The 25,328-nt window shown below is 60.7% G+C and carries 26 protein-coding genes and 1 pseudogene; 5 read left to right on the top strand and 22 right to left on the bottom strand.

Going from position 1 to position 25,328, the window contains the following annotated elements; genetic code table 11:
* Positions 1–103: 103 nt before the first annotated feature.
* Positions 104–871 (top strand): DUF1889 family protein, encoded by a 768-nt coding sequence (locus ACOZ4O_RS01270; protein ID WP_254824833.1) that lies wholly within the window; start codon positions 104–106, stop codon positions 869–871.
* Positions 872–1,009: 138 nt separating this feature from the next.
* Here the strand turns inward: ACOZ4O_RS01270 and ACOZ4O_RS01265 are convergent, their stop codons facing one another.
* The 3 genes from ACOZ4O_RS01265 to ACOZ4O_RS01255 all read right to left on the bottom strand — a co-directional run bounded on the left by ACOZ4O_RS01265 (position 1,010) and on the right by ACOZ4O_RS01255 (position 2,689).
* Positions 1,010–1,390, bottom strand: a complete 381-nt coding sequence (locus tag ACOZ4O_RS01265) for a hypothetical protein (protein WP_254824834.1) — start codon at positions 1,388–1,390, stop codon at positions 1,010–1,012.
* Between the two features lie 90 nt (positions 1,391–1,480).
* The gene (locus tag ACOZ4O_RS01260) at positions 1,481–1,669 is read right to left on the bottom strand and encodes a hypothetical protein (RefSeq protein WP_254824835.1); all 189 of its coding nucleotides are present in this window, start codon (positions 1,667–1,669) and stop codon (positions 1,481–1,483) included.
* A gap of 138 nt (positions 1,670–1,807) precedes the next feature.
* Positions 1,808–2,689, bottom strand: coding sequence for a hypothetical protein (locus tag ACOZ4O_RS01255; protein ID WP_424523567.1), 882 nt, complete (start codon positions 2,687–2,689; stop codon positions 1,808–1,810).
* Positions 2,690–2,825: 136 nt separating this feature from the next.
* On the opposite strand from ACOZ4O_RS01255, the gene ACOZ4O_RS01250 reads away from it, so the two are divergent.
* Positions 2,826–3,377: a DUF7342 family protein gene (locus ACOZ4O_RS01250; RefSeq protein ID WP_254824841.1), complete on the top strand. Its 552-nt coding sequence runs from the start codon at positions 2,826–2,828 to the stop codon at positions 3,375–3,377.
* 17 nt (positions 3,378–3,394) lie between these two features.
* Positions 3,395–3,883, top strand: coding sequence for a hypothetical protein (locus ACOZ4O_RS01245; RefSeq protein ID WP_350355445.1), 489 nt, complete (start codon positions 3,395–3,397; stop codon positions 3,881–3,883).
* Between the two features lie 251 nt (positions 3,884–4,134).
* On the opposite strand, the pseudogene ACOZ4O_RS01240 reads toward ACOZ4O_RS01245, so the two are convergent.
* The 6 genes and pseudogenes from ACOZ4O_RS01240 to ACOZ4O_RS01215 form a co-directional block, all read right to left on the bottom strand.
* A pseudogene (locus ACOZ4O_RS01240) lies at positions 4,135–5,005 on the bottom strand (hypothetical protein).
* A 155-nt stretch (positions 5,006–5,160) separates the two neighbouring features.
* Positions 5,161–5,298, bottom strand: a complete 138-nt coding sequence (locus ACOZ4O_RS01235) for a hypothetical protein (RefSeq protein WP_254824838.1) — start codon at positions 5,296–5,298, stop codon at positions 5,161–5,163.
* A 2-nt stretch (positions 5,299–5,300) separates the two neighbouring features.
* A complete protein-coding gene (locus tag ACOZ4O_RS01230; RefSeq protein WP_254824839.1) occupies positions 5,301–5,846 on the bottom strand; it encodes a type II toxin-antitoxin system death-on-curing family toxin in 546 nt (181 codons plus the stop codon).
* A gap of 28 nt (positions 5,847–5,874) precedes the next feature.
* Positions 5,875–6,861, bottom strand: a complete 987-nt coding sequence (locus tag ACOZ4O_RS01225) for a transcription initiation factor IIB (RefSeq protein ID WP_254824842.1) — start codon at positions 6,859–6,861, stop codon at positions 5,875–5,877.
* 234 nt (positions 6,862–7,095) lie between these two features.
* On the bottom strand, positions 7,096–7,500 hold the full coding sequence (locus tag ACOZ4O_RS01220; RefSeq protein WP_137685129.1) for a hypothetical protein: 405 nt from the start codon (positions 7,498–7,500) through the stop codon (positions 7,096–7,098).
* A gap of 281 nt (positions 7,501–7,781) precedes the next feature.
* Positions 7,782–8,690, bottom strand: coding sequence for a DUF6293 family protein (locus tag ACOZ4O_RS01215; RefSeq protein ID WP_254824773.1), 909 nt, complete (start codon positions 8,688–8,690; stop codon positions 7,782–7,784).
* Positions 8,691–8,896: 206 nt separating this feature from the next.
* Between ACOZ4O_RS01215 and ACOZ4O_RS01210 the strand changes: the two genes are divergently transcribed.
* On the top strand, positions 8,897–9,685 hold the full coding sequence (locus ACOZ4O_RS01210) for a hypothetical protein (RefSeq protein ID WP_235156930.1): 789 nt from the start codon (positions 8,897–8,899) through the stop codon (positions 9,683–9,685).
* Between the two features lie 95 nt (positions 9,686–9,780).
* Positions 9,781–10,143 carry a hypothetical protein gene (locus ACOZ4O_RS01205; RefSeq protein ID WP_424523535.1) on the top strand — a complete coding sequence of 121 codons (363 nt, stop codon included), beginning with the start codon at positions 9,781–9,783 and terminating at the stop codon, positions 10,141–10,143.
* A 547-nt stretch (positions 10,144–10,690) separates the two neighbouring features.
* On the opposite strand, the gene ACOZ4O_RS01200 is transcribed toward ACOZ4O_RS01205, so the two are convergent.
* The 13 genes from ACOZ4O_RS01200 to ACOZ4O_RS01140 all read right to left on the bottom strand — a co-directional run bounded on the left by ACOZ4O_RS01200 (position 10,691) and on the right by ACOZ4O_RS01140 (position 25,326).
* Entirely contained in the window at positions 10,691–11,557 is an 867-nt protein-coding gene (locus ACOZ4O_RS01200; protein WP_424523534.1) for a DNA-binding protein, read from the bottom strand.
* A gap of 664 nt (positions 11,558–12,221) precedes the next feature.
* Positions 12,222–12,551: a hypothetical protein gene (locus tag ACOZ4O_RS01195; protein ID WP_424523533.1), complete on the bottom strand. Its 330-nt coding sequence runs from the start codon at positions 12,549–12,551 to the stop codon at positions 12,222–12,224.
* 31 nt (positions 12,552–12,582) lie between these two features.
* The gene (locus tag ACOZ4O_RS01190) at positions 12,583–13,095 is read right to left on the bottom strand and encodes a hypothetical protein (RefSeq protein ID WP_424523532.1); all 513 of its coding nucleotides are present in this window, start codon (positions 13,093–13,095) and stop codon (positions 12,583–12,585) included.
* Positions 13,096–13,398, bottom strand: coding sequence for a hypothetical protein (locus ACOZ4O_RS01185; protein ID WP_092893815.1), 303 nt, complete (start codon positions 13,396–13,398; stop codon positions 13,096–13,098).
* Positions 13,399–13,469: 71 nt separating this feature from the next.
* Complete coding sequence (locus ACOZ4O_RS01180) at positions 13,470–13,796, bottom strand: DUF7558 family protein (RefSeq protein ID WP_424523531.1); 327 nt, start codon at positions 13,794–13,796, stop codon at positions 13,470–13,472.
* On the bottom strand, positions 13,796–14,086 hold the full coding sequence (locus ACOZ4O_RS01175) for a hypothetical protein (RefSeq protein ID WP_424523530.1): 291 nt from the start codon (positions 14,084–14,086) through the stop codon (positions 13,796–13,798). Before ACOZ4O_RS01175 ends, ACOZ4O_RS01180 begins: the two co-directional genes overlap by 1 nt.
* Positions 14,087–14,280: 194 nt before the next feature.
* Positions 14,281–14,769, bottom strand: coding sequence for a hypothetical protein (locus tag ACOZ4O_RS01170; RefSeq protein ID WP_424523529.1), 489 nt, complete (start codon positions 14,767–14,769; stop codon positions 14,281–14,283).
* A gap of 128 nt (positions 14,770–14,897) precedes the next feature.
* The gene (locus ACOZ4O_RS01165) at positions 14,898–15,332 is read right to left on the bottom strand and encodes a hypothetical protein (RefSeq protein ID WP_424523528.1); all 435 of its coding nucleotides are present in this window, start codon (positions 15,330–15,332) and stop codon (positions 14,898–14,900) included.
* Positions 15,333–15,340: 8 nt separating this feature from the next.
* Positions 15,341–15,874, bottom strand: coding sequence for a DUF7342 family protein (locus ACOZ4O_RS01160; RefSeq protein ID WP_424523527.1), 534 nt, complete (start codon positions 15,872–15,874; stop codon positions 15,341–15,343).
* A 210-nt stretch (positions 15,875–16,084) separates the two neighbouring features.
* Positions 16,085–17,341 (bottom strand): hypothetical protein, encoded by a 1,257-nt coding sequence (locus tag ACOZ4O_RS01155; protein ID WP_424523526.1) that lies wholly within the window; start codon positions 17,339–17,341, stop codon positions 16,085–16,087.
* A 351-nt stretch (positions 17,342–17,692) separates the two neighbouring features.
* Positions 17,693–22,012, bottom strand: coding sequence for a primase-like DNA-binding domain-containing protein (locus ACOZ4O_RS01150; RefSeq protein ID WP_424523525.1), 4,320 nt, complete (start codon positions 22,010–22,012; stop codon positions 17,693–17,695).
* The gene (locus ACOZ4O_RS01145; RefSeq protein ID WP_424523524.1) at positions 22,005–24,212 is read right to left on the bottom strand and encodes a VirB4 family type IV secretion system protein; all 2,208 of its coding nucleotides are present in this window, start codon (positions 24,210–24,212) and stop codon (positions 22,005–22,007) included. The genes ACOZ4O_RS01150 and ACOZ4O_RS01145 overlap by 8 nt, the downstream gene beginning before the upstream one ends.
* Positions 24,205–25,326, bottom strand: coding sequence for a hypothetical protein (locus ACOZ4O_RS01140; protein ID WP_424523523.1), 1,122 nt, complete (start codon positions 25,324–25,326; stop codon positions 24,205–24,207). The genes ACOZ4O_RS01145 and ACOZ4O_RS01140 overlap by 8 nt, the downstream gene beginning before the upstream one ends.
* Positions 25,327–25,328 lie beyond the last annotated feature (2 nt).

Here is a 25,328-nt window from a genome sequence, read left to right as displayed (position 1 = left end):
ATCACTGCAAGTATTCACAGACCAGTATTATAAGTCGTAGGAGAGCAGCCTCAATCAGACATACCCACCTGATTTTTCAAGAGTTGCTGAGAAGTACCGAATTATGAGTCAAAACGACAGAACATCTTGGTTCATCGATTACGAGGGGCCAAATGAGGAGGCTGTCGAACTGGCCTTCGCGTGGGTGCAACAGCTCGGTGAGCAGCATGAAGAGAAACGAGATGCTGTCTTGGCAGTAAACACGAAAAAGCAGCTGGACGGTGTCGTATCTACTGTGATCGGTGACCAGGCAGCAAAGGCGTTGAATAAAAAGAAGCCGGTCGGCGTCGGTGAAGCAGAGATCCAGCTGATGACGAAACGGATTGATCCATCGGGGTGGCAAAGCGGTCCTGTCCTTGCTATCTACCCAGACAAAGACCTGCTGGACAAGATTGACGGAATGTATGGTGTGACCGATGTGCTCGTCGTGCCTTGGTCGAAGGACACCGTCCAGTTCTGGATCGATACCTGGGGCGCGTCAGCACTCCAATCAGATGCGAGTGGCGATGCACCAGAAATCGATAATCCGGTCGCCAAGGAAGCTGTCGACACGCTCGATGCATTGGTCAACACCTCGACTGGGATCACGCATTCGTCAGATCGTGCTACCTGTATCGAGATCTTCAAAACCCTCCATAGCAACGGTATCAGCTTCGATCCTGAAGCAATCAGAGCCTGGTTAGTCGCTGAAAAAGGCTGGGACCCGGATTATGCCGATGACGTAAAAGAGGTCGCCGAAGGCGTCCAAACGGGGAAACGCTTCCAGTACGACTCTGGCCGTCTTAGCAACGACATTATGAACCAGTGGAAAGACGCCGCAAATGTTAATTAATCCAATATAACTGCCGGAAATCGTTTTCACTCCGTTTGCTCACGTTCCTGTAGTGACCGCTCTGATGCATCTATGCTCTGTACTGACCAGCTGTTTCAGCTCTCACTCTAAATAAAGAAACAGTATCGGAAACTACTGCTACTCGTCGATCGGGTCGGGGGAACTGAGGTCCGCGTGGAGGACTTCGCCGTCGCGAACGACGTACCGCTTCGCCAGGACTGGGAAGCGGCACTTGGTGAACCCCGCCGTCTGGATATCGAACTCCTCGTCAGCTTCGAGGTGGTCGGCGAGTTCTTGCAGGAATTCGTGAGTCACGATCCCGCCCTCGTAGTCCGGCAGGCCGTTCTCCCGCGCCTCGTACACCTCGAAGTCGTCGTACCCCCAGATGGTGAGTTCGCCCTCGTCGGTCACCTCCCAGTCGAGCGTCCCGAAGCAGTAGCTCTCACAGAGCTCGCGGACTGCCTGTGGATCCGATACGATCGCGTCGGTCGACGTCGTCGCAGCTTGCAGTGTAGCCATGTCTGGAGTTCACGGGGTCGCCCCCGCACCCCTATCGGGGCGATAAACCGACGCGAGAGGTGCCTCCCGAGGCGTGGCCGGCGACGCCAGTTAGGAGTCTGCGTGGACGTCCGACCCGGCTCCGTCGCCCGGCCGCGTGAAAAGACTCACCTCTTCCAGGAGGTCTCTCGCGGTCTCGACTCGCTCTCGATCCGCGTCGTCCAATCGGTCGATGTCGAGTCGGTTGAGATTGCTGAGTATACGATGCATCCGGTAGCCCTGTTTGAACTCTTGCTCCATCGGAAGCGCCTCACCGCTCGCCGGCGCGGAAAGACGCCCCATCGAGGTTGGCGTCGGGCTTGCAGGAGCTCGCGGACGTAACCAACGAACCTCGACGCTACTCGCAGGGTGTTGGTTAATCGACGCCCAGCACTGGCGCTACTCGAGACTGGGTCCGTAGCGAGCCGAGCCACACACCCGACACTCCCAGATCGGTTGCCCCGTCCACGCCTCATCCGGGACCGACTCGTGGGTCTTGAACCGATGGCCGGTCGCCCGTTCACAGGTTTGACAGTCGAGTTCCTGCGTCGTCGGCACCGACGACACCTGGCGATCAGCCGCAGCCTCGCCAGTGGATTCGGTCAGCGCCATCGCTGGAACCAGCCACACCGCGTCGGCGGCGTCGTCGAGGACCGCGTCGAGACGCGACGCGCCGCGGATGCCGTCCCCACGCTGGTCGTAGAGCCGCGTCGGGGCCTGTTCCTGCCGCTCCGACGCTTCCTGCCCGTGCCACCCAGTCCGGTCACGGGCGGCACTGAGAAGCCGCTCTCCCTCCTCTGACGCCACCTGTACCGCGTCGGGGAGTGAGGGCCACTGCTCGGCCAGCTGGCGCGCCGGCGCCTCGTCGAGATCGTAGATGAGCGTGTAGTCGTCGACGGCCGGCTCCGCCTCGTTGGCAGAGAGGAGGTTCGCCGCGGCGCCGCCCTTCGCGACGGCGCCATAGAACGTGGTCGACTCGACGACCAGGTGGACGATGCCGAGGAACGTCGTCGACGCTGCCTCGTTCGTGCTAGTGGCGTCACCTCCGAGATGGTTAGAGAGGCAGAACCGGCATTTCGTCTGGCCGTCTGGGACTGAGGCCCCACAGGACCGGCACTCGCCGTCGGTGGCCGTCGGCGCATCAGGGTAGCCACCAGCGTTCGTCGCGACGCGTTGCCGTCGGGGGGCACCCTCACAGCCGTCGTCCAGCCTCGTGTCCGGAATGTGGGACGCCTCGCCAGTCGGCCGTAGTTTTGCAAAGTCAGAATATCGGTTATGCATCGGTTGGCTCATACCTTCTGTCGGTATCGCATTTCAACGTCCGGACGCCTTCGCCTGCAAGGCACTCTTGATTATGCGAGACGGTACAAACATATATGGGAGTAGGGCGCGAACACTGTCCCAAGAGGTGCCAACCATGACCGAATCCTCGCGAGATGAGGTCCAATCGTGGACTGAGTCGATGAGCGCCCGCGAACGCATTCGAGCGGTCGCCGAGTCACTTCGCGAACCGCGGTCGGTCAACTGGATCAGCGAGCAGGCCGACGCTGCCTGGAGTACGACCAACGAGGAACTTCAGGATCTCGTCGACCAGGGCCAATTGCGTCGCGTCGAGGCCGGCGAGACGACGCGCTACCAGCCGGACTACACGCGACTGCTCTTCGAGGAGATCCGCACGCTCATCGAGGAGAACACCCGCGAGGAGCTGCGGAGTGAATTGGCCGCGATTACCGAGGAGATCGAGGAGTGGCAGGCGACCTACGACGTCGAGACGTGGGAAGACCTCGAACAGTCGCTCGCCGACGGCGACCTCACAAGTGCGGAGCTCCGGGACCGCCGCGACGTCATCGCGTTCTGGCGTGAGAACGAGGAGGATCGCCGCCTCATCAAGCACGCACTGGAACTCTACTCCGACGTCGAAGCTGCCCGCGAGCAGATGACCGACGTGGCTGACCGCGCCACGAGCTAACCCTCCTCTCTCACAGAATGATCTTTCTTGCCGGTCGCGACCGCTATACACAGCGGACCCTCCTCCGCGACGTTCACGACCGATTGACGAACCAGCCAGGGTGTGAAGAGGTCCGCTATCGCCCGTCTCGACGCCGACCCCGGTACGTCATCGCGGATGTCGATCCGACGACGTTCCTGAGTGACTCGTACGATGCGGCGACAGCACGACTGGAGATTCGCTTCTGGTACCCCGCCGGCGTCGACCACGAATACTACCGCATAAACTGGGTCGAACCGGACCGAAATCTGATGCTCGGATTCCACCAGGACGCCGACCATCCGGACCTTGGGCTCTGTCACATCCAACTCAATTACGAAGACACGCCGGTTGATCGGCACAAGGCGACGTTTCTCGATGCGCACCCACTCGCCGTCCTCGATGACCGACTACAGCAGTTCCCGCCCGCGCTAGATGCGATCCACTGGAAGAATGGAGCGCCCTCGCTCCCTACCTGGCCCGTCTAGACAGCGAGTTCATCGAGCGTCTGGTGATGCGTCCGTGTCGTGGTCGGCGTGACGTTTCCGGACTCGGCGATGTCACGGTGCGCTACCCACTACCCCTGTTCCCGCCCCGATTTGTGGAGGTAAGCCGCTGCGAACCCTGCCAAATGAACGCCCGCCGTGACTGCCGTCGGAATTGAGGGTACTCACCGTATTAACCAACAGAAGCCATCTCTGTCGGAGACTGTTGGTTAATCGGCGAGATTCCTCCTGCCCTATTCGGGAGCAGGTCCGTAGCGACCTGTGCCACACACCTGGCACTCCCAGATTGGTTGGCCTGTCCAGGTCTCGTCAGAGAGCGACTCACGTGTCCTGAACCGATGTTCTGTTTCTCTCGTACAGTGCTGGCACTCCAGGGCTGTCACGGTCGGGATTTCAGCTCCGGTACTGGTGGATTCGGTTTTGCGGGGAACTGTTTCAACAGCGATTGCTGGGACGATCCACAGCTGATCGCTGTCGTCGAGCGTGTGCTCGAGGGACGACTCATCACGAATTCCCTGGCCTCGCTCGTCATAGACGCGTGGAATCTCCTTCTGAGGGCGATTGTTCCTCTCGTTCCACGCTGTCCGCTCACGGGTCGCTGTTAGCAACGCCTCACCGGCCGCTGAGGTCACCTCGGCGGCCGCGGGGAGCGTAGGCCAGCGTTCGGTTAGCTGGGGTGCGGGCTCGTCGTCGAGAGCGTAGATGAGCGTACAGTCGTCGATCGGTTCGTCGTGACCTGACGTAAGAAGTGTCGCTGCAGCTGCCCCTTTCGCGACAGCACCATAGAACGTCCCGGATTCGACGAGGAAGTGGATCACACCACGGAGTGATTGCTCGGAACTCGCAGCATCCGACGCTGAGGCGGCGTCGAGTTCGTGTTCGAGACAGAACCGGCATTTTCCGTTGCGACGCCGGTATGGATGCGCCACAGGAGACACAGGCTCGGTCTGTGTCGGCCGTTCTATCCGGATACCCACCCGAATGCGCGGCTTCACGCTGGCGGGTTGGCTGGCCGTCCGCGGGCTGATCCAGCGCTGGGTCCGGCACCAGAGCGCCTTCCCCGACAGGTTGGAACGCGTCTCGGTCTGAGTTGCGGTCAGTCATCGATTCGCTCCGCGTTTCCCCCGGTTTGGTACTTGAGTCTCCGGACGCTGTCCACACAGCTCCCCGAGCGGTACGCTACTGAGACAGATGCCGAGCGGGACTCAGTCTGGGGGATTGAAGAACGAGCGATCGCCGTAATACCGCCGGCTGCCGTCCTATTCGGTGGCGAGTTCCTCGTAGATCTCCGCGTGCTCGTCGAGGTCTTGGCGACCGAGGAACCGGATGAGATACTGCCGCGCCTCCTCGGCGGACAGCTCATCGGGAATCTCGGGCGGCTCGCTTTCAGCGGCCATGCTTACTCCTCATTACGGGGGTCGTGGTCATAATCGTTCGGTTCGTGGGATTCCTGCTCGCCGGTGTCGCGGTCCGTTGGGAGCTGCTCCGTCCCGTCGATACGGGCCAGCCACAGATTGATGGTCGCCTCGTATTCCGGTGCCAGCGGCTCTGTGTGCGCCCGCAGATACGCGAGCACATCGTCCACATCGACACTGGACTCGTCTGTCGCGAGTGCCTTCAGAATCTCTTTGATCTCCCGATCGTAGTCGAAGCGCAGCCCATTCAGCGCGTAGAAAATCCGGGTCGACATGAGTGCTGTTCGCTTGTTGCCATCGACAAACGGATGATTGGCCGCAATGAGCCGGAGCAGCTGGAAGGCCTTCTCGTGGAGCGACTCGGGGCCCTGACCGAACTGGCCTTCCTGAACGTGTTCCACGGCGTATTCGATATCGCCTGGCGAGGCCACCCCGGCGGTAGTCTCTGCATTTGCCTCCACGATCAACGCGTGAATGGCCTGGATGTCGTCGGCCGACAGGTAGCTGATCGACTCCGAGTCCTCGCCCATTGTCGATATCCTCTACGACAACGCGTATCTATCTACTGTTTTGTGGAGCGCACTCGCGGGCCACCGCGGTGGCAAGATCTCCGCGCTGTCCGATGTCGAGCTCCTGCAGCACGTCGCGGTGGTTCCGTATCGTCGTTGCCGTAACGCTCGCCACGGCCGCGGCCTCGCCCTGTGTTACCCATCGCCCTGCTTCCTGGCCGGCCGTGTAGAGACAGGCCGCAGCGAAGCCGGCGGGATGGACGCCGGTCGTCACGCCGGCATCCTCGGCCGCTTCGGCAAGTGTTCGCGCTCGACGTCGGATCCGCTCCGGACAGTCGAGGTCAGATGCGAGCCGCGGAATGTACATCGTCGGTGTCGCGGGTTTGGCTGGGAGACCTAGCTCCTCGTTGAGTGTCTTGTAGGCGTTCGTGACCCGTGATTCCCCGACCGTCGCGACTGCCACGATGTCGTCGAGGAGCTGCGACCGGCCGTTGCATCGGCCGGTACCGTAGATGCTCGCTGCACCGATGGCTTCGATGGATCTGCCACGAAGCAGATCCTCGCTCTGAGCCCTCCGGAAGAGCTGGCACGCCTGGTCACGAATCGACTCGGAGAGTTCGAGCGCACTCGCCAGCCGGCGCACCTCGCCCAACCCGTGTGCGAGATTCCGTTCCGCTTTGGACCGCCAGCGACCACGGGTCTGCTCACGCCGCATCCGAGCGAGCCGCCGTCGCTTCTGTCCTGAGAGTTCATTCCCGTGAGCATCGGTTCTGTGACCGATCTCCGTCGAGAGGCCTCGATCGTGGCGGGCCGCCGTTAACGGTGCGCCTGTTCGCTCGCGCTCGTCTGCATCGTACGCTCGCCATTCTGGCCCGTGGTCGATCCGCTGCTCGTTGATGACCAGGCCACAGTCCTCGCAGATGGTTTCGACTGCGTTGGTGGTGACCCGCCCGTCGCACTCGGGACACAGGTTAGCGCTCGACTCCGTCTGGGCGTCCTCATCGAAGTCAGTTTCGTAGATGTCTCTGATTGCCATGGTTCTCACCGTGTTCAGGGAACCCGCCAGTACGGCGAGCCCCTCACCCATTGAGGGGACAATAGACTCTATGCTGGACTGAAGTGCCTACACAGGGAGTCGGGGGAACTTCGATGCCTGCCGTAAGAACGGCAAGAAGTGGAACAAGGTCCGCGACTGGGGCTACGACGAAATGTCACTAGACCTCCTGTACTCCAGATCGAGTCCTTTCTCATAGGATATGATGGGGCAGGACTAATCGTCCCGCTTCAGTGCTGCGTAGTACGGCACGCCCATCCTCACCGCGCCAATGAGTCTGTAGATGCCGTAGACGGCGCCAAGGGAGATACCGACGGTTACAGCCCCGAACTCCATCCCGAGCTCTATCAACATCGTCACACGCGGCAGCACACGACTGAGCAACGGGACGGATTGCAGGAAGAGGCCTGAGTCGAGAACGAATGGTGTACCACCGTAGACGGCGAGCAGGACGGCGTCCTTGAACTTCAGCACGCCAAAGAGGAGTAGCAGGCACACGCCACTGTAGATCCATTCGAGGTTCTCTAGAACGGCCTCCCGACCCACCGCGATAGAGGTGTCCTTGTTACCGGAGAAGTCACCTCGGATCTTGTTGATGGTCTGATGGAGGTCGTCGAACACTGTCGGATAATCAGACTGTTCCAGCATAGGTCTTGTTCCGCGTTCCACTTTCACTTCGCTTGGCTCGAATTTTTGAACGTATACTCCATTACTACACTTGGAGCCCCGGAATACAGTGTCACACGCTCCAGCGCTCCATCCCCCATGTCGTCGGAACAATCGATCCTCGGAACCTGTCCGGCTTGCGACACCGAGATACCCGCAGGTATGCTCCTCATCGAGTACGAGAAGGACGACCACCGAGCGGTCTACGCGGAGTGTCCATTATGCGAGGATCCAGTTCATCCTCGGTGAGTTTCCACCCACATCCGCCCCATCGTCGAGAGCTGCGTTTCGAGACTATTTCCGACCTTCTCGCGGTCTACATACCCCTTTTCGTCGAGTTTCGAGACGTTGTACTGGACGCGGCTGCGGAACGACTCGTCGTACTCCTCACCCTCTTCTTCAGCCAGCTGTTCGGCGAGCGCCGACGTCGACGCAATCGGATCCTTCCCAAAGAGGAAGTTCAGAATGGTCTTCTCGAAATCCTCAACGTCACTGCCAGGCGACGACGGGAACTCGACGTACATCTGCCCGTCGAGGTCTCGGGCACCCTCCGTCACACCGCTTTCGTTGATTCGGTCGAGAAGCTGCACGATCTCTTCGTACTGGCTGTGCACGGTCAGGTCCTCGTACTGCTTCAGATCATCGAGTGTGTCCGCGGCGTTCTCCAGAACCTCCATCATCCGGTGCACGAGATATTCCTCCGGAGAGACGTAGTAGGTGTGGAGCCGGTCTCGAATTTCATCCATAGTCTCCTGGAACTCGGCGATTATCGAGTCGGCCGCAGTAGCGAACGCGAAGGCGACCGTGCGAGGCATCGAAGAGATGTTGACAAAAACCTCGTTATCAGCCTTCAGTTCGTCGAGGATGTAGTCGTACGCCATCGGATAGAGGGTCTCATAGTCAAACATGCCCTCGATTTCGATGGATTCGCGCTGGACCTCGACATCAATCAGTTTAAACGAATCTTCCAATCGGCGAGTCATATTCGATGCGAGTTGCGCGGCCTTACTCGTTGCCTCATCGTCTGGATCGCCTTCGTGCGTGATGAGCACGACTCGGTCGGCCTCCATCTGTCCCTGCGAAATTGGGTAGATGAGACGCTCGAAGTCGAATCCAACTGGGATGATATGGACTCGTTCGGTCATAGTTCCCTCTGTCTGCGGTTTAGGCTAAAGACCTTCGTTATACGCTTCGTATGTGGGACGAATTATGGTCTCTACAGGCAGTATGTATTTTGGCAAGCCTAAGAAATAGTGTTTGTGCGAATAAACGCAAACAAGACTTATGCCTGTGCGGTGAATAGTGCCACGACAGGCGCCACCGAGACACAACCGCGCCTGAGAGATCCGACATGCCCGGCGACCGATTCCCGCACGAGTTCGTACCGAAGACCAAACCTGGAGCTTCCACCGATAGACGCCTCTTCGGCTACAACGTCGAGGAGTTTCCGGCCCTCCAAGCACCGTTCCGCCGGTCGACTTGGTTCGTAAACCAACCACGAGAGGCGTTCATGCATCCCGACCAGATGCTCATCATCAACTCGATGGAGCAGAACGAGTTCCTGGTCGGTCGTACTCCTGAGGACGAGTTCGAGCGGCTACAGGAACTGGACGGGATCGTCGACGTCTACTTCCCAGGCGACCGCTGGGTCATGGACAGCGACGATATGGACCGTCGCGAACTCCTGAGCGAGATTGAGCGATCGGTCGAGGGGCAGAAGGCGCTCTACCGTATGGTTGAGGATGCCGAACTCGACGTCGAACTCTATCCCATCATCGTGGGGTGGGAACCGTGGCACTACGAGCACTGCCGGGAGCTGTTCGAGGTCTTCGGCACGAAGTCGTGTGCCTTCGACGGGACCGAGTACAACTCGAAGTTCAACCTCTGGGATGACCTGGAGGCCCTGGTCGAGACGCTCGGCCCGGATCGGATCTACCTCAACGGTCGGGTCTCACACGAACACCTCCTCCACGCCCCAGACGAGGTCGTTGCGTTCTCCGGGAAGACGTCGATCCTGGACGAGTGCAGGCAACCAAACGGGGAACACGACCCCGAACGGTTGACCGAGACTATCAACTGGAGGATCGAGGCCCTGCACAGCTCGCAAACAGCACTTGACGAATTCATGGTGATCAACTAATGCCACGCAAAGGCGGCGGACCACCTGACGGACGTACCGACGAAGAACAATGGCAGCCTCCGGGACGCGAGGAACCACTCCAACGGTCACTCGATATGGCCTTGGAACTTGAACTGGACGATGAGGAGGAAGACCCGGAGTTCATCTACGGCGATATTGTCCACGATACTGAGGCCGACGAACCGATCGCCTTGGTCGTCGTAAACATTCCTGGACTCGAACTCGACGAGTGGGAGTTTGAGGACGGGGACACGCTGGCCGACAAGACTCCGAAGTACCCGGATGACGACGAGATCATCGTAGTTACTCCACTCGATGTGCTCGAACAGCACATCCCGAGATGGGGCGACCGGGAAGCTGCAATCCCACTCGAAGACCTCGTTGAGGAGAAAATTCCCTTCGCACCGTTCCCGTCCCTCCAACTGGTCCGGGTCGAAGACTCCCACCTTCGAGACTGAGATGGCTGACGAACTGTGGCCGTTTTTGGTCTTGCTTGCCCTCTTGGTCCTCACCGGAACGCTCGGGACCGTTATGGGCGCGTTCGGAGACGTTGTGCATCTCCTGTGTCACGACCCGTCGAGCCCATTCAGTGTCTGGTGGTGTTAGGTGTCCTGCAGAGTCTATGACCGAGATCCCCTCCTGTAGGTGCATCGTCGGTAGGTCTTCCCAGGCGTCCAGTGCGGCAGCTAACTGTGATTCGACGATCGGTGAGTCGGTCGTCCGGTGAGCTTCGCGGAGGTGGAATGTGAAGCCGTTCGCGGGCTGTGAGAGTATGTTCCTTGGACATCGTTGCTCAGGGCACGTTGTCTGTGCCCCCACTGCTCCTCTGGGTACACACAAACACCACTCTCTCAACCCTGGACAGCCGTCTCACTGCGCTCCTCTCAAGCGTGGGAGCCCGGTCGTGGCTGCCGGCCGACCAGCGGGAGGCCGGGAGCGGAGGGTGGGGTGGCGGGGTCTGGGTCGGTCCGGCACACAGCAAAAAAAGAAGGCTGCGCTAACTGGCTATTCTTCCCACCACCGACCGCGCTCTGGGAATTCGATCCTCGACCAGCCCGTGATGGCGAGACTGCACCGACCTTGGTACCAGTTCTTTTTGACCGCTCTGAACCTGACCGTCTGCCCCTCTCGAACTATCGTTTTCCCGCTTTTCTCCCAGACCGTGAATTTCGTGCGCCCGCTCTCGTCTTCGATGAGTCCGACTTGTTGAATCGAGTTGTCACTTGGAGTCCAGAGCTCAGTGATTTCACCCTGGACCGTCACTTCCCCGACGGGCACGTCCGGCACATCCGCGATGGGTACGATTGCACCTGGCACCGCCTTCAGTTCCTCCAGCGTCTCCAGCACCGCCTTCGTCACGTCCTCTCCGCGCTGCACCTTCTCGGCCAACTGCTTCGCGACGACTGCTCTCGACCAGCCGCCCTGCACTTCGTCGCTGATCCGCATCGCCTGCTTGTTGACCGTCGCGAGTTCCTCTTGCGTTAGCATCTCCCGGGGATCCGTGCGCTCCACCGGTTCGGGCTCGTCACGGCCACACTGCTCGACGACGACCTCTCGCGTCCGCTTCGCGCGTCCCTCTTGTTGACTGAGTTCTGCCTGGGCACTGATGTGCTCCAGCTCGGCCTCCCGGGCCTCGATGCGCTCTTCCTGTTCGAGGGTCTTCCCGAACATGTGATCCGGGCCTTCTTCGACCCGCGCATCTGGGTGGTTGGAATCGACTTTCGCCTGCACTTCCATGTCGACCGTCGCCCGGAACTCCGGGGTCTCGTCGACGACCTCGAATCCGTCCTCGTCGACCTCAGCTTCATCGTGTTTCTCGAAAGCCTGTTCATCGACCGAAACTACTTCACTGGAGACGTTCTTACTTGACATTGGAACTCACTGGTTCCTGAAGGCGCTCACGCGCCCGACACCGCGATGCTACAACATCGCGGATTTCCTCGACGACAACGACCGACAGACTCGTCTGCGCGCTCTCGCTCGCGCCTTCGCGAGCGCCCTGTGGGCGCGAGCGAGAGCGCGCCCGAGGCGGACGCCCATCCAGCACCGCGCGCCGACCCGCCCGGAGCGAGCGGCCAGCGGGATATGCCCGCTCGTGTCCGGCCCGATGTGCGGGTTCGTGTCCAGGGTGACTGTCGCCGAGAACGCGCGCCGCGGTGTGGCGCGCGCCAGCGCAGGCGGCACAAAGCGCTGGAACGCGAAAGCCCGCAAGGGGCGCAACCGACGGGGATACCCGCTGGCGCCGAGGGCACATCCATTTTAGCCCGGAACGGGCGCGGGCGGTGCGGAGAGCGCCCGCACGCCCGGAATGGTCGGTCGCGAGCGATGCGGAGGGCGGCAGCGGCGAGCGGGGCGGGCCCGTGGAGAAACATCGTTCAACCGGGTTCGTCGCTCGGAGAACCAGCCAATGTCCTGGCGGACTCAGAAAGGGCGAGGCCGTCTCGGTCGTCCCCCGACCCCGCAAGCACCACAGGGACGAGGCGCGCAGCGGTGGTCGCGGGATGCCGAGCGGCCGAGGGCTTTCAGAAACTGTATTTCAATCGTCGTGCTTCGCGTTCAATTCTGTAAGGAACTGGCCGGCTGCTGTCCCGATACGAACACCGTCGACGTTACGCATCTCGAGGTCGTGCGTGGCAGTCCGAAAGGGGTAGTGGTCGACGAGGATGCGATGGATTACGGTTCGGACGGGGCCGGTCCCGTATCTGTCGACGACAGTCGCCATCATCTCGTCGAGATGGGCGTCCCGGTGCCCCGTCCGGGGATGCTGTGCGCGTTCGAGGACGAGTTCGACTACATCGTCAACTGATGCGTGCTCGGGATTCTTCGTTCGTTCACAAACGTCGTAGAGAGCGTCGTTATCGGACATTCCAAATCACTTCGAAGGATCCTCCACGGTGTTAGGTCTCCTCGAGCAACGAGCGAGCTCGCTGCACGTAACTGTTCGCGCCCCAGCTACGGGCGTCACTGATCGCATCGAGGAGCAACCGCGCATCAGCAGCTGATAGGTGTTCAGTTCGAACGAGAACCGAGAGCAGTGTCGGTGTTGTGACGAGCCGGGTATCAGCGAGTGAGGCGTGGATCAAGCCAAGCTGGTTGAACTCGTCACAGAGGAAGAGCGCAGCATCGAGATCGTTCGCGAGCGTGACCGCCGCGTTCTCACCGTCATCGAGCGGAAACTCGGCATCGAGGTCGACCGACTGTGTCGTGAATGACTCCGTTTGGTCGAGGACGGCGGACGCAGCGTGTCCATGGACGTCATCGTACGAGGCGATCTCTTGGAGTTCATCGATGACCGCTGTTGGGACGACGACATCGTACTGGGATAGGCAAAGTGCGAGTGGATCGGGATCGTCGTCAGTAACGATCCCGAGACTCACGAGGGCGGAGGCATCTGCGATGAGCCGCGACATCTATGCGTCGGCGACCTCGTCGATGAAGTCCTCGTCCAACTGCTGTTTCAACACTCGGAGGTTTGCCGCCTCCTCGGCGCCGACGAGCGCTTTGAGTTGCTCGAAGGTGATCTCATCGTCGTAATAGGCGGCGGCGATCTCCTGGGTGAGTGCGTCGTCGTGAGCGGCGTCTTGGAGGTACTCCCGAAGCGCGGTCACGAGGACGTCTGTTCGGTCTTCCCCGAGGACTGCGGCCAGGGCGTCGGCCCGGTCGATGAGCCGATCGGGGGCCCGAAACTGCACGCGCTTCTTATCGGTGCTCATGATGTGTACATTGTGAGCCAACGCACTTAGCCGTTTTCGTGTGTACGATGTGAGCCTCACTCGACCAAGCCTCACTCGGCCACGAGGTGTTCTTCGAGGTCACGCGTCCAGTACGTCGCGAGCCCACCAGGGCTACAGCGAGCACACAGTTGGAGCGGCCCCTCGAGATGGCCGAGTTCGACGCGGAACCGGGTAAGTGCCGCGAGGGCGTCGACGACCAGTCCGCACCCGTCGCAGGCGTGGTGGTCGCTCTCGTCGGGATCCGACCGCGTCTGGGTGGCGCAGTCGACACAGATTGGGTGCGTCACCCGTTCGTCTTTCCCCCACGTATGCGCCTCGCCCATCTCTGCACCGGGCGGTGAATCGCAGAACGCACACCCAGAAAGCGTCTGTTGCATCAGTTGTTCTCCGCGTCGACGTCGGTGGCGGCCTGCCAGCCACGATGGAACACGGCGAGCTGGGTGATCGACTCGAAGGGCTTGCCACTGGGCTCGTGGACGAGCACGCGCTGGTCAGGGATCGGCGTTACCACATCGTCCTCGACGAGTTCGCCAACGAGACGGCGGGCACTCCGCTCGTCGACGTCTCCTGTCGCGACCCGGACCGCATCCCGGTCCTGTGCAACGAGTTCGGTTTCGAGCCGGTCGTAGTCGCCTGTCGTGTCGTCGATGATATCTGGTTCAGTCATGGAAGCTCATGTTCTGCACGCGCTTCGAGCGCGCCTCACGCCTCCTGGCGCCGATAGACACACCTGCGGTGCGGACTCGATGTCCTACGTCAGCGATCTGCCTCCAGCTAGCCTCGTTCCTGGCCGGAAGGGAGCATGACGCTACCCCAACACCTACTGTGAGCCACCCCTTGCTGTCGGTCCCCGTCGGTCTGTTAGAGGGCGATCACGAGCCCGGTCACGAGTGTTACGAGTCCGAGTGCCAGCCACGTCGTCCGCGCTGCGAGACGCCGCCAGAACCGTCTCCCCAGCTGGCGGAGTTGATCACGGAGCGCTGCCCGCCGTTCCGTTTCGAGGACCGCAACTTCGTCGTAGTAGTCACGGCGATCTGCTGGAAGCGTGCGGAGTGTCGTCTGGCACTCACTGCAGGTGTATTCGAACTCTGCACGGACATGCTGGCGGCGGAATTCTTGCTCGCCGCCCTCGTCGTAGCCGGTGACCTCGTACACGAGGAGTTTTGAGACGAAGCGACGGTTCCCACACTCCGGACATTGGTCCATCCTGAGCGTTGGTGTTCCATCCTCGCTGCTCGTATCGTCTGGCCAGGATGTCTGTGGCTCTGTGTTCTCGGTCTCTCGGGGTGGGCTCGTGTGGTTTTCTGACGGCGATGCACTCGCTGTCTCGGAGTTACTGAACGTAGACATAGATTCACCTGTGACTGCACTCAGCTGACACCTGGCTGGACACCACGACGGCACTCCTGGTGGTGCCCATCATGCTGAGCGCCGTCACCCTTGGTCGGCGCGAAAAACGCCACTGCGGGGGCAGTCGCCTATTCGTTCCACAGTACTGCAATCCGGTCTTCGATCTCGTCGAGGACGAGTCGCAGGACATCACGATGGTCGGTCGGCCAGGAGTCATCGTCACCGGGCGTCGGGGCGGTGGGTGGGGGATGGAAGTGGTCGCGCGTATTGTGGGGGTTCGGATGCCGATCCCATCGGCATTCCCAGGTGTGCTCCGAATGGACCTCTCGATAGTGGATTGTGAAGTCGTCGTTCGTGTACCAGCGGACCGTCAGGGTTGCGTCGTCGACGGACGCTGGGTAGTATGACGATGGAAAGACGACCTGAAGCTCGAGATGGCCGCTTGCATCCGTGATGGCCGCGTGGGAGACCTGCCTCGTCGCTTGGAGCCGCGTCTGGAGGAACTCGAGGATGGGGCGATCGATGGGGGCAGGGCTCCCGCCATCGCCTGTCGGTGGCACCATCGAGCGGGCTACCCGGATGCCTGTTCGTGCTCGCCACCCGTGCGTTGCTGGCGGGCGCGCTCGTAGCGGTCTCGCTCCTCGCGGACGGTCGCCCAGTCACCAAGGTCGCTGTACACGTCGTCGATGGTTTGCTCTTCGCTGCCCTCCGCGGCGGTGACGGCGTCGACGGCAGCCGGTGACGCGGCGTCGTACGCCTCTTCAAACTCGGTGATGCGCGTCGTGAGTTCACGAACACGTTCCTGAAGCTCCTCAACGGAGTGGTCGGCTGCGAGCTGATTGATTCGTCGCCACTCGAAATACGCGTCGTTGCGCTCGTAGGTGGCTGGATGGCCGTCGTGCCGGGTGACGATGCCGAGGTCGTCGAACCACCCCAGATACTTCCGGGCGGTCTTGGGGTCACAGTCGGCGCTGTCGGCGATCGCGCTTGCCGTCGTCGGCTCGCGGGTCTGCAGGATGGTGCCGTAGATGCGTTGTTCGACATCGTCGCCGGCGAACGCATCCTCGAAGGGAGGCGGCCCATCGGTGGCGTCTGACTCGGACATACGTGGGCTTGTAGGCCAGAGGATATAGTTCTTACTTCGACGAATAGTTTCCTGACTGTAGTATCCTGCAGTAGCCCCCGTCTTGTGGCGAGATTGAGCGCAGTTAACCAACAAATAGCGTGTAACACCGAGTTTGTTGGTTAATCTTCTCGGCTCGCAGAATCAGAAGGCTCGAGGGAGGACTTCTCGGATGAAGGTGACGCGGCGCTACTACTCGGACTGGCCACCGAAGAATCGACTCAACATAGAGGGTGATTCTGAATCGTCATCGGTCTCTCTCGCAGTACCGGAGTCTTCCTCGTGAGACTGCGCAGTCTCCCGGTCACGGGTTGCGAGTTCGTCGGTGAGCCGCTCGACCTTTGCTTCAAGAGTCTCGATCCGCTCCGTCTTCTGTTCGAGTGTTGCCTCGAGTTCGTCGACGCGCTCGCTCAACAAGCGGTTTTTCTCCGCCAGGTACGCACGACTCCGGTCTGCGTCGTCTGGCGTACTACCAGCAGTGACCCTGTCAGGTGCGTCGTGGGAATCTGCGGCGTCGTCGCCGGCGTCCGGGTCGTAGAACTCCGACGTGGTTGCAATCGCTCGCTCGATGGTCTTCTCCCCGTACGTCGACCCGTCAGCGTAGTGGACCTCGTCCCACTTCTCCCGCATCAATCCCGACTGGCGGAACAGCTGTTCCATTTGAGTCCGGTCACCACCGGTCCAGAACGCCAGCAAACAACACAGCGCCATGTCGGCTTCCGACTGACTATCGTAGCCGACCGTATTCCCGTTCCAGAGCCGCTCGAACTTCTCGCCGTTCGATGCGTTGCGTGCTTTCTCGAGGAGGTCCTCGTCTTCGAGGTCGACGTCGACAGCATCGGTCGTCGGTGACTCGTCGTCAGCGCCCTCATACTGCTTGGACTCGGGGGCCGTGTCACGCTCGGTGTCCTGGACGTACTCACGGTGAATCGCTGTGAGCGCGTCCTGCCGGCGTGCAACGCGAGTGGGTGTCCGGCCGACGTGGTCGCCAGTAACGGTGAAAAAACGTGCCGTGTCGTACAGTTCGACGCTCCCGCGCCGGTTCCGCCCGTCGGGGAGTGTGCCGGTGATCAGGACGTGATAGCCGGTGCCGGACGGCGATACCTCCGTATAGGAGTCGAGTCGTGCGATGATGTCCTGTGCGTCGTTGTCGACGTCGCCGGTTTCAGGATCACGGCAGTCGTCCAGGTCGATGCCGACGATGGGATCGTCGTCAGTAAACACGAACCCAACGCCATCGGCGTGCTCCGTCTCGGTGTAGTCGAGTGCTGCCTCGAAACTCGCCCAGGTCTCCGACGCTGTTGCTGACGCGAACCCCCCAGCCCCCGGCGTCACCGGAATCTTTGTCGGTTTGCCGTCTCGCTCTGCTTCCCGCCAGCACACCCACTGCTCGCGTTCGCGCAACGTCTCCGGAATTGCCTCCGGCTCGTCGATCATAGGCTCACTCATTCTCACACAGCACCTCGCATGGCTCTCACTGTCTCTGAGCCAGCACAGAACTCTCTCTGCGTTACGTCGCGATCCAATCCCTTGGTCCCAACGGGGACCCCCCGTTCTATTCTAGTTGGTTGTTGGGTGGAACACTCACTATGTCTGGTTGCAAATCGCTGGACGTGAGCGTGTTCCACCCATTTCGCTCGGTCCGTAGGTGTTCCACCCATTGGGGATTTGGGTGGAACATGCCGCAGTCGGGTGATTCTCGACTTGAGGGTCTGATCGGATGGGGTCATGATTCAGTTTGGGTGGAACAGCTGCCGAGAATTTGCGATGATATTGGGAATTGGACCGTGTACTTCCATTTCATGGGTGAGAATCCTCCTCAGACCGGAGGCGGACACCAGTGTAATGCCGGACGGGTTCCCCGTCGATTCGCTTCTTCGTGGAGTCTACCTCGATGTGGGTATTGAGCTTCCGTGTGAACCAGCTCTTGTTCAGCGGATCCTCGATGTCATGTGCCTCTGTCCAGTCGTTATAGAGGTCGAATACGTCATCTTTCGGCACGGCTTCATCCGCGTCTTCGACAAGATATTCGTCGACGAACGATTCGAACGACGGTGGCGATGGGTCTTTCTGCTCTTTCTCGACCGTGCTATCTGCCTGGTGGGTCTGACTAGGTGGTTCTTCAGCAGCCGATGATTCGGGCGATGCGGGACGGAGCGCCCCGTCAGTGATTGCCGAGAGTGGCTGCTTCTCACCGTCTTCATACACGACCGATTCCGCCTCATCGTGAAGGATAACGATACCGTACGTCGAACGTGTGTAGTCTGGTACGGGGAGTTCAGCTTCGGGGACGAATGGCTTCTTGACACGCACCCAGTCGTCCTCGAACGCCGATTTCGTCTCGTAGATGTGTTGCTCACCATGCTCATAAACGACGTACTCGTCGGCAGCGTGGTCGTAGCTGTAGATGGCTGGAACACGATCTTTCGAGAGTTTTCCAAGCGATGGGAGACGGATGTGTTCCGTCCCGCTGGCATCACGAAGGACGATCTCGTCGCCATCACGCTGCCAGATGTTCTGGGTCCCGTTCTCGTCGTCGGTCGCCGGTCGCACGGCCGTCACTCCACCTTCTTCGGTCGCTCCACCGTTGAACGTGAGATTCGAGTCAGTCGTGTAGAACCGTGTCTCACCATTCTGGAGGGTACGGACGGGTGGTGTGAGAATGCCGTCGACACGCTCGGCCCACTCAGTTTCGTCGTTTCCTGGGCGAACGACAAACAGCGGGATATCCCCTGCTTCTTGGGCCTTTCGTAGGTTCGTAAGCACCTTTGCGGGATTCTCGGGTGTCGTCGTTTCGACTTCGATGGCGAATCGGTCGTCAACGTCGGGGTGACTCGCCCTCGCGTCAGGTTTCTCGCTGCCATCCTGTGCGAGGATCGAGACAGTGAAGCCGAGCGCGGTGAGTTCTTCCTCGATCTGGAGGAGTGCTGCATCGTGAGTACTTCCACCAGCGGCCTGCACGCCACCAGTATCGGGTGTCGAGACATCCTCTCCGGCGTCAGTGAGCCGGATGCGGAGCTCGTCGGCGTCGATATCGACGGTCGTATCGAGGTATCGTGATCGTTCTCGGATGTCCGCGAGTGCATCATACGATGGCGGCTCGGCGTCGACGTCGTCGAAGAGCCGTCTGAGTTCGTCGTCAACTGCTTCGACAGCCACCCAGCCGTTCTCTTCACGGCAGCCCTCTCGAAGCTGCAGACTCCGAACCACCTTCGCAATCGCGACGTCCAGGTCGTCGCTCCCGATATCGAGCACCTCGTGTCCGTCGGTCGGTGTTCTCGTTGTTGAGGCGTCTGTTGCGGCCGGCACGCCGTGTTCGTCACTGATGTGCTCGTGCATCGAGGAGAGTGTCTCAGTGAACTGCTCCTCTTCACGCTCAGTGAGCGGGGATTCGCTCTCGGGGTGGCCCGGTGGGATCGGGAGTGGTTCGAGACTGAACGGATACGGCCCCGTTTCACCGAACGTCGGGCTTGGCAGGCTGGCGATCCACTCTCCGCGCGGCAACGAACGAATCCGATTGGCGAAATCCGCGGGGTCCATCTCTTCGTGGGCCATCGCTCGCGCCAGTTCTCGGTCGACGTTGATTTTCCCGATGAGCGAACTGCCGATGTTGTTCAGAGCGTTCAGGTAGATCTTCCGCCCACCTTCAGCCTCCATTTGTTCGGGGAACTGCATCGACAGGCCAACGGAGAGCCGGAATCCCCGCCCTTTCTCAAGGAGATCGTTCATGATGTCGGAGACCACGACTGATGCTGCCTCGTCGACGAGCAAGTTCACGACGTAGTCGTCCGGGTGCTGGGAGAGCGCCTGTTTGCGGTCCTTGAGGGCTGCATCGAGATTCGTCAGGATCACACCGGTCATAATCCGGGCGGCGTCGTCGCGGAGGTCGCCGAGGTCGAAGAGGATGACCGTATCCTCGTCGAGGACATCCCGAAAGTCGAACTGGTTCTCGGTATTGTTGAAGATCTGCCGCAGGTGCGTATCCTGTGAAATGTACGCAAGGCGGTTTCCGACACCGCCCATCACGTTCGCGAAGGTGTTCGAATCTAACTGGAGCTGCCGTCGAATCGTCCGGGTGACCTCCTCGTCGCTCGACCGCGGGGCGTCGGCGATGTTCTCGTTCGGTGGCCCGGCCTCCCAGAGCTGGTCGACGACGTGTTCGAGCTGTCGGTGGGCGAAGTAGTCCGTCGACGCTCGGTATAGCCCGTTCTCACGGCCGTATTCCTCGTCGAACAGTGCCTTGATGAGTGTCTTGATGAGAGTCGGGGCTACAGTCGCCCGCTCGTAGCGGTCGGTTCCCATCACGAGCTTCAAAATCTCTTCGTAGTGGTCGGCCTTCCGTTGGACGGCGTCTTCGCGGCGCCGTCCACTCTCCATCGACGGTTCGAGATCGAAAAACGAGAACCCGGGGAGGACGTCCGGAATTGGGAAGTGGACGACGTTCTCTTCGAGGTCGGTCATTCCGAACCGACGCGCGTGAGCTCGCATGTAATTCTGGGCCATATCGTCGTTCTTCGGGATGATGAGGATCGTTGGCCCCTCCGTGTTGTCGTACAGCGACAGCATATCGTTGATGAGGGCTTTCGACTTCCCAGAGCCGGTTGTTCCGAACCGGCCGTAATGAGTGGGCAACAGTCCGGGTGGAATGTGTGTCGGCACGTCTTCGGCCTCGCCAGTGTCGTCGAGGGCATACCCGATTGCCATCCCGTCTCGGAACTCACTCATGAGGTCCTGGTGCGGACGGGGCAACGGATTCCGACTCTGCTGTTCCGCACGCGTCCCCCGTGCCCCTTCGACAGTAAGCTGTTCCGAGGAGGGGACGAGGACGAAGTGCGCGAGTTCTCGGCCGCTCAGGACGAACTCCGGTCGGGTCGTCCCGCGACCGGTCGTGATCTCACGATCCAAGAGCCGCTGCAGCGCCGCTCGTGCGTTCCGTTCTTTCGTGGCTGCCCGCAAGCCGCTGTCACGTACCCGTTCAGCCGCAACCTGGTAGTACGGCCCGTCAAGCGGGTCGAACACCGGGACAAGTGACTGCATCCGCTCATTGAGATCATCGCGACCGTCACCACCGGATGGAATCCCGATGGCTCGGATGTTCGCGGTGAACGACCGCTTCGGGTTTTTCGCCTCGATTGCCGCGACACGTTTTGCAACGGCGTCGCTCAGCTGGTTTCTGTCCCGGCTCTCCGACTGATCGTCGAGTTCGAAGAGGGAGCCAATAATTTCCTGAGCGAGTGTGTCTCGTCCGTCGATGACGTCCTCCTTGCGAAGGTCGGCATCGGACTGCCAGCTCTCGCGTCGTTGGAAGACGACTTGGAACGCTACTGGTGCTGTCGCCTCCATCAGGTGGTCGACGAGCGACGCGAGCGCACCCCCTGGCTGATCGACCGCGGGGAGTTCTGCTTCGTCGTCGGCAGTATATGGTGAGAGTGAAGTCATCCAGTCCTGCTTCCGAGTAGCCGACCCTTGCCACCGCACGCCGAGTGGGGAGACGGATTCGGACGCTGGCCGGGCGAGTATCGTCCCCTCCGTTGTTACCGTTGGTTTGGCAAGCGTCGTGAGTGGCTCATCCTCGGGAATCGCATCTGGGGGGGCGAGTTCGAGGACAGTATCTTCGATTTCGATGAAGTGGTCGGCAGACTGATCGCCGACCGTTCCTCCATCCGCGACTGATTCGGCGTCCCCTGACCCCGCTTGACTGTTGTCGTCAGTGCCACTCTCGTATTGCTCGTCAGGGCCGAACTCGTACGTGAGCTCGCCTGATTCATAGTGCTCGACGAATGTCTCACGGTCGAATTCGACAGGCTGTACGAGTCGGGATGCGATGTCGACCTCGGTACGCTCGATGTCGAACGTCTCGGGATAGACCGACCGGAGCCGTTTTTCAAGGGTATCCAGATGGTCGTCTGCACCGTAGTAGAATTCGACGGGGTCATCTTTCCCCTCGCTCAGCGCGAGGAATTCGAAGCGTAGCGGTGTGTCGCTATGTAGCGGATTGAGTTTGTCAGCTAGCCCTGTCGAGTCCGTGGAGGTCAGTTTGTGGAGGCTCTCCAGTGCTTGGGGCAGACGTTCCGGATTGAGGCGTTCGGAGGTTGGCGTCACGCGAAGGTACTCACGCATCGTCGTCACCTCCCGCTGCGCCACCATCAGCCTCTGCTGGCGTCTGCTCAGGTGGGCGTTGTCCGTTGTCGGTCGCTCGGCTTTCAATATCGTCTTGGAACGCCTGCACCTCCGCGTCCACAGCATTCTCACCAGTCCCGGGGAGTGAGTCTCGCCGTTGCTCGGTTGGCTCGAAGTCGATGACCTGCTTCTCCTTGGGCATCGCTTTGACCTGGATCCCACGCCACTCGCCGTCGACGCCCACTAGGGCCTCGGAGAAGCCGGCGTCCTCGTTACCAGGAACGGCGTCCTGGACGAACCGCATCTGTGCGTAGTTCAGACCGAACTCGTCGGCCCACTCCTTGTCCATCCCGTCGAGACGGTGGAACTGCTTGACAGCACACTGGTCCAGAATCGCCTCGGATTCGGCGTGCTCGAAGAACTCGTCGACGGTCTGGGTGACCAACCGGATCGAGAGGTCGTGGTGACGGTGGTGGCGGAACACCGTCTCGAGAAACGCCAGACTCGCGGCGTCCTGCATGATGTAGCGCGCCTCGTCGATGTAGAACACGACCTCCTTCTCCGAGACCTTCGCCCGCTCGTAGACCAGCGAGATCAGCAACTGCATCGTCAGTGCCGTGCTGCTGTCGACGCTGCCCTCCTGCTGAGCGAGGTCGAGGTAGATGACCTTCTCGTCCCGAATGTCGAAGTCGGACTCCTGGCCGAGGTTGGCGTGGCGGCCGTCGTCCTCGAAGGGGCGGAGCTGATCGAGCAGCCACGTCGCGTCCTCTTTGATCTTCCCTGCCTCCTCGTCGGACCGGACGACGAACTCCTCGGGGTCGTCGACCATATCCTCGAAGACGTCCATCATCTCGCGGATGGTCGGACTCGGATTGCTGTGCGTAGAGATGTCGTCGGTGATGCCCTTGCGCTGGTAGGCACGTTTGAGAGCGAGTTCGAGCGTGGTGCGCCGATCTCCCAGTGAGATACCCCGGAGGGCGAAGAAGTTCGTGAGGAAGCTCATCGCGTCGTCGAGCTTCTCGTTGAACGGGCTCGCGTCCTCGCCCATCGCCCGCTGGACGTGTTCGGGTGTCTCTCGAATCTCTAGGGGGTTGAGGCCGAGCGTCCCGCCGACGGTAATCCGCTTGGCGTCGAGAGCCTCTGAGACGCCGGCCCAGTTGTTCAACGGCTCGAGGATGATGCCGATGCGGTCCTTGCTCTGCTCGATGGAACGGATGAAGTTCTGCTTCGAACTGAACGACTTCCCCGACCCCGTGTCGCCGACGGTGAACATCGCGTACCCGTTATCCCGCGCGAACGGGTCGATGACGACCGGGCTCTGGTTGTCCTTGTGAATCCCGAATTCGACGCCGCCCTCTTCGAGAATCGTCGCGTTGTGCGGCGAGGAGAGTAACGCACCGATGGCGCCGCCGAGCGCAATCGATGTCCGGCCGAACTCGTTGTCGCCGATGGGTGCGGCGGACTGGAGGGCGAGGTCCTGTCGGCAGATAGCGGTCTTTGGCGTGAGGTTCGCCGGGTCGTCACGGAGCGCACTCTTGACCGTCTGGACAGCGTCTCTGAGCTCGTCTTTCTCGTCGGCTCTGACCGTGATGAACATTCCCTGGTCGAAGACGTTCGCGCCGTTCTCGACGGCCTTGTACGTCGCTGCGGCCTCGTTGGCGCGCTCTTGGAGATACGCGCTCCGGATACTCTGTTCGAGGTCAGCATCGACCTGGAGGTCGTCCGCGATGTCCTGCAGTTCGTTCCGGGCCCGCTCCTGGTTCTTCGGCGTGATGTGGGCCGTCAGATCGAACTGCACGTCGGTCATCTCGAATAGGTCGCTCAGATACCCGTCGTTGGGATAGTCGGCATAGTTAGCGATGTACAGTGTCGTCGTCCACTGCTCGCCGACCCGTGCGGCTCGCGTTTCCCACTCGACAGCTCCGGGCGCGGTGACGGTCTTGTGCGACTCGGAGATGTCGTCGAGGAGCTTGCGTTCGGCCTCGCCTTCTTCGAGTGTCTCCTCGTCGAGGATATCGGTGAAGTCCACGTCTGGTTCATCATCCGCAGTGAAGCGGTCCCAGAGGTACTTACCGCCGACGCCAAGGCCGAGACCTACTGCAAGGGCTAGTACTGCACTCTCTGCTGGTGTCAGGTTCTGGAGCCACCCGGTGACGGAGCCAAGCGCGCCACCATCAGTCTGGAGGATCACATTACGCATCGTGTGGGTCCTCCCGGCGCGAGTGGCCGATGATCGATTGGTCGCGAACGACACGTTCCGCCTCGTCGTAGTCATGTTCGCGGCCGTTCCAAAAGTCCATATTCAGAACGAACAGCTCGACCGTGCTGAGTCGACGTGCGGACCACCCCGACGCCTGCTGGATGAACTCGGAGCGAACGTCGTTCACGCGACTGTCGAGCTTCTCGAACATCTGCGCACGACGTTCGACGTCGGTGAGGTCCTCGCGGCGGGTGACGAACGGGTTGAACAGGAACCCGATGACGGGGAACTGGGTCAGCTTCTCGGCGGGGGTGCCCTCGTCGCGGAAGCGGTCGTACACTTCTATCGGGCTGACTTCAACGCCGATGTAGTACCGGACCTGCTGAATGCCCCGGTCACGCATCTCCTTCGGCCGTGTTTCCCGATATTCTTCGAGGAGTTCCCGGAAGATCGGGTTCTCCGTAACGTCTTCGTCAGTGAGGCGCTCCTCGATGGTCTCGGTGATCTGCTCGACCGGGAAGGAACGGGTTGTGGCGTGGAGTTTGAGCTTCGAGTCCAGCTCTTTGTTGGCGAACTCTTCTCCGGCGTCTTGCAGCTGTGCCCAGTCGTCGGACATTGCGAAGTCCATGTTGGCCGGATCGATCTCGATGAATGCCTCCATCGAGCCGTCTTCACGCTGGATAGCACCAGCGCCCGGCCACGCTCGCTTGATGTTGGTGAGATCCTGCGTTCGCTCGTCCGGCTTGAACGGCGTGTAGTTCGCGAGTCCGCCCTCGTTGCGCTCTGACTCGTTGGTACCCGTGTCGGCGTTGGCGGGCGCACTGAACGTGACCTGAGGCCGTTTGAGGTACCGATAGACGTCTTTGGTCCACGTCCAGGCGTTCAGGTGGGTTGGTGAGACGTAGATGACGGCAACGCCAAAGCCAAGCCCGCCAGCAACGAACGGGAGAGCCAGTGATTCGATCCCGGTGAGGCCCGCGATAAACAGCCCAATAATGGGGAAGGCGATGAGCATGCCGACGTCCCCTTCCTCGATATTGAGATACGGGATGCGGCTCTCCTCGCCGAACTGATCCATGATGCGCCGTGCGGCCGCGTCTTGATCTGCTGACATTG

This window comes from Salarchaeum japonicum, from assembly GCF_049705945.1.
Lineage (GTDB): Archaea > Halobacteriota > Halobacteria > Halobacteriales > Halobacteriaceae > Salarchaeum > Salarchaeum japonicum_A.
Note: the sequence above shows the minus strand (reverse complement) of the source record. Positions and strands in the feature narration are given on the sequence as shown.